The following is a 14,742-nucleotide window of genomic DNA, read 5'->3' as shown; positions in this document are numbered from 1 at the left end:
GGACAGCACGATGGCGTAAATGCCGCATACCGCGGCGATCGACAACAGGGCGGCGATGAACCGCCCCAGCAGATTTAGGGCTTTCATCAGGTGAGGCTCCTTGCCCAGACGCCGCGGCGGATGGTGGCGAACGAGTACGGCAGCAGCCAGGCCAGCAGTACCGCCGACAGCAGGCTCATCAGCGGCCTGTAGCGCCAGCGTCCGTCGTCCGGGTTGTCCACCTTGAACGCCAGGCCCCAGACAAGGCCCTTGAGAATGACGCCGCACAGGTAGAGCAGGGTCAGGAAGGCCATGCCGTGCAGCGGCGCCCACACCAAATGACGGAAGGCCATGATCGGGGCGGCCACCACCCACAGGGCGTGCCCGTAGTAGAGGGCGGCCGGGCCGAAGCCGCGGCGCCACATGAATGAGCCGGTGAAGAAGAGGTTGCGGATGAAGCTCTTCTTCCAGCGGATCTGCTGCTTCATGAACGAGCGGAAGCTCTCCGGAACGTTCGTCCAGACCTTGGCGGACTGCACGTAGCCGATGCGCCAGGAGCGCTCGGGGTAGTCCCGCTCGGTCACGAAGGGGGAGTCGGCGTACTGTCGCTTGAGCTTCTTGCCGCGCCAGCGCTGGCCGAGGACGTAGCCGGTCAGCTGACGATCGGTCGCGAAGCGGAACGGCGCACCCATGAACCGGTCGCCGGCCCAGGCGGGGAGGTAGTTGTAGATGGCGTCGCGGCGGAAGACCGCGAGCGGTCCGGAGACGCAGGTGACCGAGCCGAAGGTGGACTCGGCGGCCTTGGCGACCCGGAACTGACCCTCGTACCAGACGTCCTGCGCCTTGGTGAAGACGGTACGGGTTACGTTGAGCGCGCGGGCATGACCGCTGACCGCGCCCAGTTCCGGGTGGCTGACGAGGGCACGTATACAGCGGCTGAGAGCGTCCGGAGCCAGGATGCAGTCGGAGTCGGTGAAGGCGATGACGTCGCCATCCGCGATTTCGCACGCCTTCACCAGCGCGTACTTCTTACCGAGGTTCTTCTCCAGGTAGAGCACGGTGATGCCGAGCTCCGCCTCCAGCCGACGCAGCACGTCACGGGTGCCGTCCTCGGACATGTCGTCCACGACGATGATCTGAAGCAGGTCCTCGTCGTATTCGCACAGGGCCATCGAGCGCACGCAGGCTTCGATGTAGTCGATCTCGTCCTTGACTGCCAGCAGGAAGCTGACCTTGGGCCGAGGTGGCAGGGACGGGAAATCTGCCAGGTTCTTCGGCTTGGGGCGCTTGCGCAGCATCCGCTCCGACGGGTCGTCGTAGCGGCTGTACGCGATGTAGAGCATGGCGATCGTGCCGGTCAGCACGGTGAAGCCATAGCCGAGCACGAGAGGACTCTGTGCCAGACGAGGTGCCTCACGGGCCAGGATCAGCAGCAGCGGCAGCAGGCAGATCAGTGTCAGTACTCGGCGGAGGCCGTGCCGGAGCGCCGGGTGCATTGCGTCCAACCGACGGCGCAGGAAGCCTGGTTCGGTCTTCCGGGCCGAACGCAGCGGCGGCAGCGGTGGCGGCGCAGGACGCTCTGCCCGTACGGCGCCGAAGGCGAGCGCGACGTCGCCGGAACCGACGGGCTGGTGCGGGACGTGCTCGCTGAGCTGCCCACCGGTGAGGGTCGTCTCGACGAGCGGTTCGGGGCCGGGCATGGTCACACGACCGCCTTGTGGGCAGGTGCGTCGAGGCGGTAGGTGGCGTCCAGCACCAGAGGCTGAGTCTGAAGCCAGGCCAGGTCCATGCCGGGCTGGACGGTGTGCACCAGGACCAGGTCCCAGGGCTCAGCCTCGGGAGCGGGGGTGTTCGTCACCGTGTGCTCGCCGATCCGCAGCGAAGGTATGAACGGATCGTGGTAAGCGGTCTTGGCGCCGGCTTCGGTGAGCTCTTCCAGGATCTCCAGGGCCGGGGACTCACGCACGTCCGCGACACCCGCCTTGTAAGCCATCCCGAGGACGAGGACCCTGGCTCCGGAGATGCTGTGCCCGGCGTCTCCGAGCAGTTCGCGTACGCGCTGCACGACCTTGCGCGGGCGGGAGGCGATGGCGGCCATCGCGGCGTCAATGAGAGGGGAAACGATTCTGCGGGCGCGCAGCTGCCAGAGCAGGTAGTGCGGGTCGCAGGGGATGCAGTGCCCGCCGACGCCGGGGCCGGGGTAGAAGGGCATGAAGCCGTAAGGCTTCGTCGCGGCGGCCTCGATGATCCGGACCGGCTCCAGGTTCAGGCCCCGGCAGTTCTCCGCGAACTCGTTCGCCAGCGCGATGTTGACGGCGCGGAAGGTGTTCTCCCACAGCTTGGTCATCTCGGCCTCTTCGGCCGAGGGCAGTGCGTGGACCGACGGAGCGGTCCGCGCCAGCACTGCGGCGGCCAGCTCGGTGCTGCGCGCACCGGCGCCGCCCACCACGCGCGGGGTGCTCTCCTGGGCGTGGTGCGCGTTGCCGGGATCGATCCGCTCGGGGGAGAAGGCCACAAAGACTTCGCTGTCGACCAGCAGGCCACGTTCGATGAGCGGCTTGACCAGCAGGTCCCGGGTCGTGCCGACGTACGTCGTGGAGGTCAGCATCAGCAACTGGCCGGGAACGGCGTGACGTACGGCGTCGGCGCAGGCGCCGGCCATCGCGGCCAGGTCCGGCACGAGGTGCTGGTCGACCGGGGTCGGTACGCAGATCAGCACCGTACGGGCAGCGGAGAGCGCGGCCGGGTCGCTGGTCAGGGTCAACCGGCCGGTGTCGCGCAGCCGGACGAGGCGCTCGTGGTCGGTAGGGAGCAGATCCACGTCCCCGGTGCGGATGGCGTCGAGACGTCGCTCGCTGACGTCGATGCCAATCACTTCGTTACCGGCTTCCAACAACGCCAGTGCGGTCGGCAGGCCGACGTAGCCGAGGCCGACGACGGCAACCGGGGCGGCGGCGTGCTCTTCCGGCAGAAGTGATGCAGGGGGTGAAACGGACATGGAGGTGCTCCTGGCTACCGCAAGTGGTGGGTGACAAATAGAGATCCTGTGATGATCTCGTGAACATGAAGGCTAAGAGATACCTAGTCATGGTCAACGCGTCAAAGGCTCACCGTGGTAGGAGCGGGGTGATCTGTCTGGTTTGTTTTCAAGGGTTGACGGCGAATGCGGCAAAAATTGCCGAAAAGCCGCCGAGGTGTGCTCGATACTGTGATCGGCTTGTAACGATCGGATGATTATTGACATGCCGTCACATGTTTCAGTATGTGGACAGTCATCAGTCATCAGTCATCAGTCATCAGTCATCAGTCATCAGTTATCAGGCGTCAGGTCGACATCTCTGCGCCGCTGTAGGGCGAGGTTGCAGGACCCATGCCGAAGGGTGGCGCCCCTCCGGCCGTCGGGCTGGGTGCTGACGGGCAGGGACGGTGACACTTGCTCATGCGGCGCGAGCAGTTCCGGGTCGGCTGAAGCCGCTGCCGTGCTGACGAGGCCTGAGTTTCAGAGCGGACGGCGGGAGGTCATCGGCCGGTGCCGCTGCCCGCTCTGAAGGTGCGGCGGTAGGTGGTCGGGTTGACGCCGAGAGTCGCCTGGAGGTGCTGGCGCATCGACTGGGCCGTGCCGAATCCGGCGTCGCGGGCCACCTGGTCGATGGACAGGTCGCTGGACTCCAGCAGATGGCGGGCGTGCTCAACGCGCTGCCGCGTGAGCCACTGGCCGGGGCTGACCCCGACCTCCTCGCGGAACCGCCGCGTGAAGGTGCGTACCGACATGGACTCCTGCTCGGCCATGTCGCGCAACTGGATCGGTTCGTGGAGGCGGCCGAGCGCCCAGGCACGGGCGGCGGTGGTGCCGGCCGACCGTGCCTCCGGGACCGGGCGCCGGATGTACTGCGCCTGCCCGCCGTCGCGGTGCGGCGGTACGACCGTCCTGCGGGCCACCTCGTTGGCGACGGCGGCGCCGTGGTCGCGCCGTACGAGGTGCAGGCACAGGTCGATCCCGGCCGCGACCCCGGCGGAGGTGAGGACGTCGCCGTCGTCGACGAAGAGCACGTCCGCGTCGACGTCGATCCGCGGGAAGAGCCGCTGGAAGTGCTCGGCGTGCATCCAGTGCGTGGTGGCGGGGCGGCCGTCGAGATACCCGGCGGCGGCCAGGACGTAACTGCCGGTGCAGATGGACACGAGACGGGTGCCGGGGCGGATGTGCGCGAGCGCGGCGGCCAGTTCCGGGGTCAGGATCCCCTCCTGGTGGACGGGCCCGAGCTCGTACGAGGCCGGGACGACCACCGTGTCGGCGCCGGCCAGCGCCTCGGGCCCGTTGGCGACGAGGACCGAGAAGTCCGCGTCCGTCCCGACCGGGCCAGGCGGCCTGACCGAGCAGGTGACGACCTCGTAGAGCGGGCGACCCTCCGTGTCCCGCGCCTTGCCGAAGATGCGCTGCGGGATGCCGAGCTCGAAGGGGAGCAGGCCGTCCAGGGCGAGGACGACGACGCGGTGCGGGGGCGGCGTACCGGGAGAGGCCATGGCCCGATCGTAGCGAATGCTGTCCCTCGGGCCAGTGGTTCATCGGCGTACCTTCCCCGAAGCTCTAGGACGTGACCCAGACAACCGAAGCCGCGCAGGCCCGGGAGGACTCCCGGCCCGACCGTCCCTCCTCCTCCCACCGCGTCCACCGCGCCTGGTTCGTCGCCGCCGTCACCTTCGTGACGATCATCGGCGCGGCCGCCTTCCGGTCGCTCCCCGGGCTCCTGATCGACCCGCTGCACCAGGAGTTCCACTGGTCGCGCGGCACGATCGGCGCGGCCGTCTCCATCAACCTCGCGCTGTACGGACTCACGGCACCGTTCGCGGCGGCGCTGATGGACCGCTTCGGCATCCGGCGGGTGGTCGCCGTCGCCCTGACCGTGATCGCGATCGGCTCCGGGCTGACCGTGTGGATGACGACGGCCTGGCAGCTGATGCTCTGCTGGGGCCTGCTGGTCGGCCTCGGCTCCGGCTCCATGGCGCTCGCCTTCGCGGCGACGGTCACCAACCGCTGGTTCACCGAGCGCAAGGGCCTGGTGACGGGCATCCTGACCGCCGCCTCGGCCTCCGGCCAGCTGATCTTCCTCCCGCTGCTGTCCTGGATCGTCACGCAGCACGGCTGGCGTCCGGCCGCCGTCACCGTGTCGCTCGCGGCCCTCGCGGTCGTCCCCTTCGTGTGGCTGCTGCTGCGCGACCACCCGGCCGACGTGGGTCAGACGCCGTACGGGGCGAAGGAGTTCGTGCCGAAGCCCGAGCCGGTGCGGGGCGCCGCCCGGCGCGCGGTGACCGTGCTGCTCTCCGCCGTCCGCACGGGTCCCTTCTGGCTGCTGGCCGGGTCGTTCGCGATCTGCGGCGCCTCGACGAACGGCCTGGTCCAGACGCACTTCGTGCCGGCCGCCCACGACCACGGCATGCCCGTCACCGCGGCCGCCTCGCTCCTCGCCGTGGTCGGCGTCTTCGACGTGGTCGGCACGGTCGCCTCCGGCTGGTTCACCGACCGCTTCGAGCCGCGCCGCCTGCTGGCGGTGTACTACGCCCTGCGCGGCATCTCGCTGCTGTTCCTGCCGATGCTGCTCGCCCCGTCCGTGCACCCGCCGATGGTCTTCTTCATCGTCTTCTACGGCCTCGACTGGGTCGCCACCGTCCCGCCCACCCTGGCCCTGTGCCGTGAGCAGTACGGCGAGGACAGCGCCATCGTCTTCGGCTGGGTCCTCGCCTCCCACCAGATCGGCGCCGCGCTCGTCGCCTTCCTCGCCGGCGTCGCCCGCGACCGCTTCGGCTCGTACGACGTCGTCTGGTACGCCTCCGGAGCACTGTGCGCGGCCGCCACGCTGATGGTCCTGGTGATCCGGCGCCGCCGTCCGTCGCTCCCCACGGCGAGCGCGGCGACGGCGGGGGTGGCACCGGCGGCCGCGTGACGGGGTGCGGGGGGTTTGGCCTTCGTGCGGGTGCGGGTGGGTTGGGCTTTCGTGTGGTGGGGGCCTCGGTGGCGGCGGGGGAGGGAGGCTCAGTCGAGGAAGCGGCCCTTGTGGAAGAGCAGGGGTCGTACGGCGGAGTCCTCGCCGTCCTCCCCGTCACCGCCCGCGCCGAGCGCGTCCACCCGCCCCACCACGATCAGGTGGTCCCCGCCGGTGTGCACCGCGTGGATCGTGCAGTCGACCCAGGCCGCCGCGCCCGCGAGGCGGGGGGACCCGGAGACCGGGGCGGGATCGTGGGCGACCCCGGCGAACTTGTCCGCGCCGCTCACCGCGAAGCCGCGGCACAGGTCGCCCTGGTGCGCGCCGAGCACGTTGACGCAGAAGACCCCGGCGCGGGCGATGCGCGGCCAGGTCGCCGACGTACGGCCGACCATGAAGCAGACCAGCGGCGGATCCAGCGAGAGCGAGGCGAACGACTGGCAGGCGAATCCGGCCGGGCCGTCGGCACCGGTGGCCGGTGCCGTCACGACCGTCACCCCGGTCGCGAAGTGTCCCAGGACGCGGCGGAACCGGGCCGGATCGACCGGGGCCCGCTCGTCCTCGCCGACCGCGCGCAGATCCGGGCGCGGCAGCGCCTCGACGGGCCCCGCGACGGTGGGGGCCCCGGCCGACCTGAGGTAGCGGACGGCGGCGGCGGCCATCCCTGCGTGTCCCATCACACCGTCCATTGAAGCTGACGGCCTGTCAGATAGGAAGGGGTGCGCGGAGGCTGGCAGCAGGCGGACCGGGGGGCGTGGTGGCGGGGGCGGCGGCTCCGGTGGCGGGAACCCCTCGCGGCACGCCGTGTCCGGCCCGCGTATCTTTCGGCTCATGAGGTCGGGGAACTCAGGTAAGCCCACGCGCCCCTGGTCGACATGGACCGGTGCGGAGGTGAACCTCGCCGCGGCGATCTGTGCGGCCCAGTTCGCCGTGGCCGTCGCGGTCCGGTGGGTCGGGACGTTCGACGACGACGACCACGGCGCGGGACTCGGCGGCGGACTCGCCGCCGTCGGCCTGCTGTGCGTGCTGGTCTTCGGGCCGCCACTGCTCGCCGCGCTGGGTCTGCTGCACGCCGTGACCTGCACGATGCCGGCGGCCACCCTCGCCCGGCTGACCCGCCGCCGCGCCCCCGGCCCCGAGTGGCTCCGGCACATCGGTCTCGTCCTGCTGGTCGGCGCGCTCTGGTCCGCGCTCGCGGTCCTTCTGTTCGGCCTCGCGCCCACCGGGACCAAGGCCCTGCTGCTCTGCGGATGGGGTGTGCCGCCGGCGCTCGGTGTCGCCCTGATGCGACGGCGCGAACGGGCCACCGGACACCCTCCGGACGGCGGCCGTGTCTGGCTCCGCTCGGCGCTCGCGGCCCTCGGCGTGTGCGCACTGGTCGCGGCGGCGGGCACGGCGGCCCTGGCCACCGGGCTCATCCACCCGTACGAGCCGCCGAAGCTCGGCGCCGACCGGCTCACCGGCGTCTGGCGCGGCGATCACGGAGCCGTGCTGCGGCTGAGCGCCGGCGGCAGGGCCGAGCTCTCGGCCGTTCCCGCCCAGCCCGAGTTCGGGGACGTGACCACCAAGGAGTTCACGCGCTGCGACGGCGCGGGCAAGTGGTTCCTCGACACCGCGGGCCGCTACGACCCGTACGCCGACGGGCCCGCCTCCCAGCGGCGCGACGGTGTGGTCGTCCGCGTCGGCGACTGCGGCCACGACACGTACTGGACCATCGGCGGCACCGAGGCCCACCCCGAACTCTTCGTCCTCTTCGGCGACCCCGACGCGGGGGACCTGCGCGTGCTGCGGCAGGACTGAACGGGGCGGGGCCGTGGGGCGGCGGGGTGGGGTGGGGTGGATTCCGGGTTCCGGGTTCCGGTTTCGGGGGGAGGGGGGCTGTCAGCGGCCCTCGTAGCGCGGGGCGCGTCGTTCCACGAAGCTCGCCACTCCCTCGGCGGCGTCCCGCGTCGTCATGTTGATCTCCTGCGCCGCCGCCTCCGCCGCGAACGCGCCGCCGCGGTCGGTGTCCAGCGAGGCGTTGACCAGCTGCTTGGTGAGGGCGAGCGCACGGGTGGGCCCGGCGGCGAGCCGCTCCGCCCAAGCGCGGGCCGTCTTCTCCAACTCCTCGGACGGTACGACCCTGTTGACGAGCCCGATCCGCTCGGCGTCCGCGGCGCCCAGCGCGTCGCCGAAGAACATCAGCTCCTTGGCCCGCTGCGGGCCGATCAGGCGGGGCAGCAGATAGGCCCCGCCGCCGTCCGGCACCAGCCCCCGGCGGGCGAACACCTCGATGAAACGGGCGGGTTCGGCCGCGAGGACCAGGTCGCACGCGAGGGCCAGATGCGCGCCGAGGCCGGCCGCCGTGCCGTTGACCGCCGCGATCACCGGCTTCTCGCAGTCCAGCACGGCGGCGATCAGGCGCTGAGCGCCCAGCCGGATGGTGCGGGCCACGTCGCCGGGCAGCCGCTCGCCCGCGGGCGGACCTCCCCGCAGGTCCGCTCCCGCGCAGAACCCGCGGCCGGTGGCCGTGATGACCACGGCCCGCACACCCGGGTCGGCGGAGGCGGCCGCGAGCAGACCGATCACGCGCTCCCGCTGGTCCCAGGTGAGCGCGTTCATCGTCTCGGGCCGGTCGAGCGTGATCCACGAGACCGCGTTGTCAGTGGTGTGACGTATCAATGAGTCGAGGGGCTTTTCAGGAGATTCGTCGGATTCGGGAGATTCACGGGACGCACGGGGGGAGTCGGGCATGAAGGTGCTCCGTTTCGTACGGAGGGTGCGGGTGGGTTCGCCGTGGTGGGTGCGAGGGGTGCGGTGGGTGCCAGCGGTGCCAGCAGTGCCAGCAGTGCCAGGGGTGCGAGAGGTGCGGGTGGGTTCGTCGCAGTGGTCGCGTTCGGTGCGGGTGGTGGGGAGCGGGCCGTTCAGCGGCACATCACCAGGGCGTCGAGGGCCACGGCTCCCTGGCCCCGGGGCAGGACCATCAGCGGATTGATGTCCAGCTCCGAGATCTCGTCGCCGAGTTCGAGCGCCATCCGCTGGACCCGGATCACCACCTCCACCAGCGCGTCCACGTCCACCGGCGGCCCCCCGCGCACCCCGTCGAGGAGCGCCCGCCCCCGCAGTTCGGACAGCATGGCCCGCGCCTGGTCGTCACCGAACGGCGGCACGCGTACGGCGAAGTCCCGCAGCACTTCCACGAGCACCCCGCCGAGCCCGACGGTGACCGTCGGCCCGAAGAGCTGGTCGTGCGTGACGCCCACGACCATCTCGACGCCCCGCTCGACCATCTGGCAGACCAGCACCCCGTCCAGGGAGATGCCCTCGTAGCGGGCGATGTCGGTGAGCTCGCGATAGGCGTCGCGGACCTGGCTGGCGGAGGTCAGACCGATCTTGACCAGGCCCAGTTCGGTCTTGTGGGCGATCTGCGCGCCGGAGGCCTTCATGACCACCGGGTAGCCGACCTGGCTCGCCGCCCGCACGGCCGCCGCCGCGCTGGTCACCAACTGCTCGCGCGGCACGCGTATCCCGTACGCGCGCAGCAGCTGCTTGGCCGCGTGTTCGCTCAGCTGCTGGCCCGGGCGCATCAGGGCCTGTGCCTTGCGGAAGGAGGGCGAGGGGGTGCGGGGGGCCTCGTCGAAGGGGGAGCGGTAGCGCGCGGTGAAACGCGCGTGGTCGAGATGGGCGCGGACGGCGGTGATGCAGTTGGCGAACGTCCGGAAGGTGGCGACCCGGGACGAACCGAGCAGTGTCTGCCGGTACGCCGGCTCCGTGCCGACCGGCGACCCCCACACCACGCACACCAGCTTGTCCGTCTGCTCCGCCGCGTCCACCAGGTCCTGCGCCAGCTTGTCGCTCATGGGCGGGAACGGCCCGGTGATCGGGCAGATCAGCACGCCGACGGCGGGGTCGGCGAGGATCGCGTCGATGATCTTCCGGCCGCGCCAGTCGCCGACGGGGTGCCCTCCGTTGTCGACCGGGTTCGCGACGTTCAGGTAGTCGGGTATCCAGGTGTGCAGCTCGGCCTGCTTGGTGTCGGAGAGGACCGGGAGGTGCAGGCCGGCCGCGCTCGCCAGGTCCGCGAAGTGCGCGCCCGTGCCGCCCGAGATCGAATAGACGACGACCCCGTCGGCCAGCGGTGCTCGGGCTCGCGCCAGCAGGGCCGCGGTGTCCTGGAGTTCGTCGAGTCCGTCGACGCGGATCACCCCGTACTGGCGCATGGCCGCGTCCACCACCGCGTCGGCGCCGGTCAGTTTGCCGGTGTGCGAGGCGGCGGTGCGGGCGCCGGTCTCGGTGCGGCCGACCTTCACCGCGACGACGGGCACCTTGCGCCGGGCGGCGCGGTCGGCGGCCAGCAGGAAGGAACGGCCGTCCTTGAGTCCCTCGACGTAGCAGGCGATGGCGCCGACCTCGGGCCGCTCGGAGAAGTAGGAGATGAAGTCCGCGGTCTCCAGGTCGGCCTCGTTGCCGGTGGGGGCCCAGTGGGAGAGCCGGACGCCTAGCTGCTGCATCGCGAAGACCGGGCGGCCCTGGTGGCCGGACTGGGTGATGAGGGCGATCGCGGGTCCTTCGAGGTCGTCGCGGAAGTTCTCGAAGGCGTTGAGGTTGGTGTTGGGGCCGAGCAGGCGCAGTCCTGAGCCGCGTACGGCGGCGGCGAGCCGGGCCTGGGCGGCGGCGCCTGCGGCACCGGTCTCGGCGAAGCCGGACGCGAAGGCGACCGCGAATTTCACCTTGGCCTCGGCCAGTTCCTCGATCACCGGGAGGGGGTTGCCGACGAGGACGACCGCCAGGTCCACCTGCTCGGGCAGGTCGGCGACGGAGGGGAGGCACGGCAGGCCGAAGACCTCCGTGCGGGTGGGGTGGACCGGGTGGAGCCGGGCGCCGACCCGGTCGGCCCAGCCGATGAGCTGCCGGGTGATCCCGGTGTTCGGCCGGCCCTCGGCGTCCGAGGCGCCGATGACGGCCACGCACTCGGGCCGGAAGAAGCGGTCCAGGTCGGGGACGGCGGCGTACAGCGGGCGTCCGCTGACGTCCAGGTCGTCGACCTCGGCCGGCCGGCCGTGCACGACCGGGGAGGGCTGCTCGCCGCAGGCGATGACCCGGGCCCGGCGGGAGTCGGTGGTGAGGGTGCCGTGAGTTGATCCAAGCATCGGTCCGCCCGCTCCTGTGTGACAGTCAATGGATAACTGACGCACTGTCAGATTACGCAACTGACGTCGTGTCAGGAACCGCTGTGCAGGTGCGGGTTCGCTCCGGTGGGTGGGTCGGGGCCGCGCCGGTGCATCAGCCCGTCGCCGTTGGGTGAGGCGTGACCGTAGGTGGCGACGGCCATCGATGTACCGGCACGGCCCCTCACGCCGTATTCCGGCTGCGGGTGCGTCGTGGCGTGCGTGAGTTTCAGCCCCTCCGGCGTTTGAGGAGCGGGGGTCCGGGGGCGGAGCCCCTGGTGACGGGTTGGGTAGGGGCGGAGGGGGCGAAGGGAGCTGTTGCCTGGCTTGGTCGGCGTTGCTGGGGAGGGGGTGTGGGGGTCAGGTTGTTGATCTGGACGTGTGGCGGGCTACGGCCTTGGCGATCTTTTCTGCGTCCAGGGCGAGTTCACGGAACATGCCGCTGATCGGGTTGGTGAACCCGGTGAAGTACAGGCCCGGCGCGTTCTTCGGCGCGTGCCCACCGTGCACGACGGGATGCCCACGCCCGTCGAGCACCCCCAGATGCCCGACCACACCTTCCAACGCCCGCGCGTAGCCGGTCGCCGCGATCACCGCGTCCGGAGCGATCCGCTCCCCGTCGGCGAGGACGACCTTGTCGTCCTCGAACCCCTCCACCGCGGCCACGATCTCGACCCTGCCCTTGCGGACGGCGTCGATGAGACCGACGTCCTGGACGGGGATGGAACCCTCGTTGACCCGGGAGTAGAGCCCGGTGGAGGGCCGGGGCAGCCCCTGCGCCGCCAGGTCCGGCACGCTGAGCTTCGCCATCGGCCCGGCCAGCGCGTCCACGAGCCGCACCGGCAGTCTCCGTACGACGATGCCCGTGAACTGCGCGGCCCAGCCCGCCGTCGAACGGCGCACGATGTGCGGCGCGGTGCGGACGGACAGTCGTACCCGCGAGGCGCCGCCCTCGACCAGGTCCACGGCGATCTCGGCGCCGGTGTTGCCGACGCCGACGACGAGGACGTCACGGCCCGCGTAGGGGGCGGGGTTGCGGTACGCGCCGGCGTGCAGCAGCTCGCCGGTGTAGGTGTCGCGGCCCGACCAGTCGGGGACGCGCGGGGTGTGGTTGTAACCGGTCGCGACGACCACCGCGCTGCCGGTCAGCTCGCGTCCGCCGGTGGCGTGCAGCAGCCAGCCGTCGCCGCCCGGGGCGGGCTCGACGCGGGACACCTCGACGCCCGTGACGATCTCCAGGGCGTGGTGCTCGGCGTACTTCTCCAGGTAGCGCACCACGTTGTCGCGGGCCACCCAGCGGCCGAACGAGCGCGGCATCGCGAGCCCCGGCAGCGCGGACAGGCGCCGGGTGGTGTGCAGGTGCAGCCGGTCGTAGTGCCCCCGCCAGGAGGCGCCGATCTGGTCCGACTTCTCCAGGACGACAGCTCGTACGCCCCGGGCGCGCAGTGCGTGCGCCGCCGCGAGCCCCCCGGGGCCGCCTCCGATCACGTACACGGGGCGGTCCTCGTGGGAGGGCACCGTGCGGGGGGTCGTGGAAGCAGTCGTGTCGGCCATAGCGCGAGCGTAATCATGGCTCGGCTTGATAGGTCTCGGTCAAGACCTGAATCGGTTGCGAACCGGTCACGACTGTGGGAGGGGTGGGTGGGTCTCGTGGCGTAGGTCACTTCGGCGTGGTGAAGACGTACGAAAAGTGCGGTGTCGCCGCAGGTGGGTGCCGGGTCGTACGCCGATCGCGGGAGCGCGGGGCCGGACTCGCGCGCCCCCCTCGGGGTGCGGCGTGTTGAGGGGTGGGCGTTCCGTCCCGGTCGGCCGGTGCCGGGCTCTTGCGCGGGCGCTCTCGGAAGTCGAAACTGACGTTCCGTCAGATACGTTCCCTCTGCGGGAGGTGCGGCCATGGACACGATCTGGCTCGGCGGGGCGGAATGGCTGGCTGTGCTCCGTATCGGACTCGGCCTGTGGTGGCTCGAAAGCTGGCGCCACAAGGACAGGAAGGGCTGGTTCGAGCGCGGGACCGGCATCGCGTGGGCGGCGGACGTCGCCTCCAAGCACCGCTGGAACGCCGTGCGTTCGGGATTCGACACGATCGTCGCACCGCGCCCCAGGGTGATGGCGTACGTCGTCGTGTACGCGGAGCTGGCACTCGGTCTCGGGCTGGTGGCCGGGCTGCTGACCCCCGTGGCACTGGTCGGAGGCCTGCTCCTCAACCTCCTCTACTTCACCCTCATGATCCACGACTGGGCGGAACAGGGACAGAACGCGATGATGGCGCTGGCCTCGGCCGTCGGCCTGTTCGCGATGTCCTGGCAGACGTGGTCGCTGGACAGCGCCCTCGGACTGTTCCGGTGAGCGGGGACGGCAGGGCAGGCGGGGTCGGCGGGACCGGCGGGGGCGCGGCGGGTCCGGGTGGCGGGTTCGGCGTTCCCGAGGCGGACGCCTTCACCCGGCCCTACTGGGACGCGGCGGCCCAGGGGCGGCTGCTGATCCGGCACTGCGCGACCTGCGACCGCGTCCACCACTATCCGCGCGAGTTCTGCCCGTACTGCTGGAGCGAGGACGTGGACTGGCGTCCCGCGAGCGGACGCGCCACGCTCCACACCTGGTCCGTCGTCCACCGCAACGACCTGCCCCCCTTCGGCGCACGCGTGCCCTACGCCGCCGCCGTCGTCGACCTGGCCGAAGGGCCGCGGATGATGACCGAGGTGATCGGGTGCGAGGGGACGGCGCTGCGGATCGGGATGGAGCTGGAGGTCGCCTTCCGGGCGGGGATCCCCGTGTTCCGGCCTGTGGCGGCCGTACCTGTGACGGCTGAGCCCGCGGCGGCCGGGCCCGTGGCACCGGGCGCCGACGGGTGACCGACCGACGCCGGTCCTCCGGGCGGGTGACCTCGGGCCGCCGGCGGGTGACTGCCGCCGGTCCTCCAGGTGGGTGACCTCCGCCGGTCCCTCAGGCGGGCCGAGCCCCGTCCGCGGGTCCTGCCCCCGGCCGCCCGGGACACGACCTAGTGGACGGGTGCCGGTTCCGGGTCCGTGGCGAGTCGTCCGTGCAGGTGCACGTCGCGGAACGCGTCGTGCCGGCCGGCCTCGAACATCGCGCCCCGCAGCGTCCCCTCGTGCCGGAATCCGCAGCGCTCGGCGACCCGGCAGGACACCTCGTGCCCCACGGCGTGACCGAGGTCCAGGCGGTGCAGGGCGAGGTCGGTGAAGCCGTAGCGGGCCGCCAGGAGCAGGGCGCGGGTGGCGACCCGGCGGCCGCGGCACTCCGGGAGGACCCAGTAGCCGACGCGGGCGCAGCTGATGACGTGGTCGATCTCGTTGAGGCCGACATGGCCCAGGGTCTCGCCGGTCCCGGCGTCGGTGACGCAGAAGGAGAGCGCGGTGCCACTGGTCGCCGCCGCGACCCGGGTCCGCAGCGACTCACGGGCCGCGTCGATGTCCCGGACGAACCTGAGCGGGGTGTTCCAGCGCTGGAACTCGGGATCGGTCAGCCCGCGCAGGTACGCCGACACGTCCGCGTCGGACTCCGGGTCCCAGGGGCGCAGCCGCAGGCCGAGGCCCGTCAGCTCGGGGGCGGGCTGGACGGAGAACTGCACATGCGCGTCGGCCATCCAGCCATTCAAACCTCTCCCGGCCCACCGGTCA

General features: G+C 71.5%; 12 protein-coding genes. 4 read left to right on the top strand and 8 right to left on the bottom strand.

The annotated features are described in order from the left end of the window. Nucleotides 1–86 precede the first annotated feature (86 nt). The 3 genes from ACFWI4_RS14620 to ACFWI4_RS14610 form a co-directional block, all read right to left on the bottom strand. On the bottom strand, nt 87–1,679 hold the full coding sequence (locus tag ACFWI4_RS14620; RefSeq protein ID WP_387195438.1) for a glycosyltransferase: 1,593 nt from the start codon (nt 1,677–1,679) through the stop codon (nt 87–89). Between the two features lie 2 nt (nt 1,680–1,681). Further along, the gene (locus tag ACFWI4_RS14615; RefSeq protein ID WP_387195303.1) at nt 1,682–2,977 is read right to left on the bottom strand and encodes a nucleotide sugar dehydrogenase; all 1,296 of its coding nucleotides are present in this window, start codon (nt 2,975–2,977) and stop codon (nt 1,682–1,684) included. 521 nt (nt 2,978–3,498) lie between these two features. Beyond that, nucleotides 3,499–4,500: a GlxA family transcriptional regulator gene (locus tag ACFWI4_RS14610; protein WP_387195300.1), complete on the bottom strand. Its 1,002-nt coding sequence runs from the start codon at nt 4,498–4,500 to the stop codon at nt 3,499–3,501. 71 nt (nt 4,501–4,571) lie between these two features. Between ACFWI4_RS14610 and ACFWI4_RS14605 the strand changes: the two genes are divergently transcribed. Further along, nucleotides 4,572–5,918: an MFS transporter gene (locus tag ACFWI4_RS14605; RefSeq protein ID WP_387195297.1), complete on the top strand. Its 1,347-nt coding sequence runs from the start codon at nt 4,572–4,574 to the stop codon at nt 5,916–5,918. An 89-nt stretch (nt 5,919–6,007) separates the two neighbouring features. Here ACFWI4_RS14605 and ACFWI4_RS14600 read toward each other — a convergent pair whose 3' ends face one another. Beyond that, nucleotides 6,008–6,634 (bottom strand): flavin reductase family protein, encoded by a 627-nt coding sequence (locus tag ACFWI4_RS14600; protein ID WP_387195294.1) that lies wholly within the window; start codon nt 6,632–6,634, stop codon nt 6,008–6,010. A gap of 154 nt (nt 6,635–6,788) precedes the next feature. Here ACFWI4_RS14600 and ACFWI4_RS14595 point away from each other — a divergent pair, with 154 nt between their 5' ends. After that, on the top strand, nt 6,789–7,757 hold the full coding sequence (locus ACFWI4_RS14595) for a hypothetical protein (protein WP_387195291.1): 969 nt from the start codon (nt 6,789–6,791) through the stop codon (nt 7,755–7,757). Between the two features lie 81 nt (nt 7,758–7,838). Here ACFWI4_RS14595 and ACFWI4_RS14590 read toward each other — a convergent pair whose 3' ends face one another. From ACFWI4_RS14590 to ACFWI4_RS14580, 3 genes are all read right to left on the bottom strand, one after another. Then, complete coding sequence (locus ACFWI4_RS14590) at nt 7,839–8,690, bottom strand: enoyl-CoA hydratase/isomerase family protein (RefSeq protein WP_387195288.1); 852 nt, start codon at nt 8,688–8,690, stop codon at nt 7,839–7,841. Between the two features lie 170 nt (nt 8,691–8,860). After that, a complete protein-coding gene (locus ACFWI4_RS14585) occupies nt 8,861–11,086 on the bottom strand; it encodes an acetate--CoA ligase family protein (RefSeq protein WP_387195286.1) in 2,226 nt (741 codons plus the stop codon). 378 nt (nt 11,087–11,464) lie between these two features. After that, entirely contained in the window at nt 11,465–12,658 is a 1,194-nt protein-coding gene (locus tag ACFWI4_RS14580) for a flavin-containing monooxygenase (RefSeq protein WP_387195283.1), read from the bottom strand. A 339-nt stretch (nt 12,659–12,997) separates the two neighbouring features. Between ACFWI4_RS14580 and ACFWI4_RS14575 the strand changes: the two genes are divergently transcribed. Together ACFWI4_RS14575 and ACFWI4_RS14570 are read left to right on the top strand one after the other, a co-directional pair. Continuing rightward, the gene (locus tag ACFWI4_RS14575; RefSeq protein WP_387195280.1) at nt 12,998–13,450 is read left to right on the top strand and encodes a DoxX family protein; all 453 of its coding nucleotides are present in this window, start codon (nt 12,998–13,000) and stop codon (nt 13,448–13,450) included. Continuing rightward, on the top strand, nt 13,447–13,956 hold the full coding sequence (locus tag ACFWI4_RS14570; protein WP_387195277.1) for a Zn-ribbon domain-containing OB-fold protein: 510 nt from the start codon (nt 13,447–13,449) through the stop codon (nt 13,954–13,956). The genes ACFWI4_RS14575 and ACFWI4_RS14570 overlap by 4 nt, the downstream gene beginning before the upstream one ends. 146 nt (nt 13,957–14,102) lie before the next feature. Here the strand turns inward: ACFWI4_RS14570 and ACFWI4_RS14565 are convergent, their stop codons facing one another. Then, nucleotides 14,103–14,708 (bottom strand): GNAT family N-acetyltransferase, encoded by a 606-nt coding sequence (locus tag ACFWI4_RS14565; RefSeq protein ID WP_387195274.1) that lies wholly within the window; start codon nt 14,706–14,708, stop codon nt 14,103–14,105. Nucleotides 14,709–14,742 lie beyond the last annotated feature (34 nt).

This window comes from Streptomyces sp. NPDC127038 (assembly GCF_042725875.1).
GTDB lineage: Bacteria > Actinomycetota > Actinomycetes > Streptomycetales > Streptomycetaceae > Streptomyces.
Note: the sequence above shows the minus strand (reverse complement) of the source record. Positions and strands in the feature narration are given on the sequence as shown.

Excerpts from the sequence above, each read along its gene's own strand:
- ACFWI4_RS14600 (WP_387195294.1), bottom strand. The coding sequence starts at position 6,634 with ATGGGACACGCAGGGATGGCCGCCGCCGCCGTCCGCTACCTCAGGTCG.
- ACFWI4_RS14595 (WP_387195291.1), top strand. The coding sequence starts at position 6,789 with ATGAGGTCGGGGAACTCAGGTAAGCCCACGCGCCCCTGGTCGACATGG.
- ACFWI4_RS14590 (WP_387195288.1), bottom strand. The coding sequence starts at position 8,690 with ATGCCCGACTCCCCCCGTGCGTCCCGTGAATCTCCCGAATCCGACGAA.
- ACFWI4_RS14615 (WP_387195303.1), bottom strand. The coding sequence starts at position 2,977 with ATGTCCGTTTCACCCCCTGCATCACTTCTGCCGGAAGAGCACGCCGCC.
- ACFWI4_RS14575 (WP_387195280.1), top strand. The coding sequence starts at position 12,998 with ATGGACACGATCTGGCTCGGCGGGGCGGAATGGCTGGCTGTGCTCCGT.
- ACFWI4_RS14565 (WP_387195274.1), bottom strand. The coding sequence starts at position 14,708 with ATGGCCGACGCGCATGTGCAGTTCTCCGTCCAGCCCGCCCCCGAGCTG.
- ACFWI4_RS14580 (WP_387195283.1), bottom strand. The coding sequence starts at position 12,658 with ATGGCCGACACGACTGCTTCCACGACCCCCCGCACGGTGCCCTCCCAC.
- ACFWI4_RS14620 (WP_387195438.1), bottom strand. The coding sequence starts at position 1,679 with ATGCCCGGCCCCGAACCGCTCGTCGAGACGACCCTCACCGGTGGGCAG.
- ACFWI4_RS14610 (WP_387195300.1), bottom strand. The coding sequence starts at position 4,500 with ATGGCCTCTCCCGGTACGCCGCCCCCGCACCGCGTCGTCGTCCTCGCC.
- ACFWI4_RS14585 (WP_387195286.1), bottom strand. The coding sequence starts at position 11,086 with ATGCTTGGATCAACTCACGGCACCCTCACCACCGACTCCCGCCGGGCC.